Genomic DNA, 275 nt, shown 5'->3' with positions numbered 1-275 from the left:
ACAAATAGGTGCGGCTCATGTTCATCCTCGGGTGCATACTCACTTTGAAAAATATATTCTTCCAATACCACATGAGCATTCGTTCCGCTAAAGCCAAATGAGCTGACTCCGCCTCGCAGCGGCTCATCACCCGATGTGAACTCCGAAACTTCCTGATTCACATAAAATGGTGATGAGTGAAAATGAATGAGCGGATTAGGTTCATTAAAGTGCGCTAACGGCGGATTTTTCTTGTGATTCAGCATGAGGACAGATTTGATCAGCCCGACGATGCC

General features: G+C 45.8%; 1 protein-coding gene. It reads right to left on the bottom strand.

Annotated features, from left to right (window positions below; all coding sequences use genetic code 11):
• The coding region (locus tag R0K30_RS21865) for a ketoacyl-synthetase C-terminal extension domain-containing protein (RefSeq protein WP_410612930.1) at positions 1 to 275 on the bottom strand (275 nt) is incomplete at both ends.

It is taken from the genome of Bacillus sp. SIMBA_154, assembly GCF_046536015.1.
In the GTDB taxonomy this organism is placed as follows: Bacteria; Bacillota; Bacilli; order Bacillales; family Bacillaceae; genus Bacillus; species Bacillus pumilus_P.
Note: the sequence above shows the minus strand (reverse complement) of the source record. Positions and strands in the feature narration are given on the sequence as shown.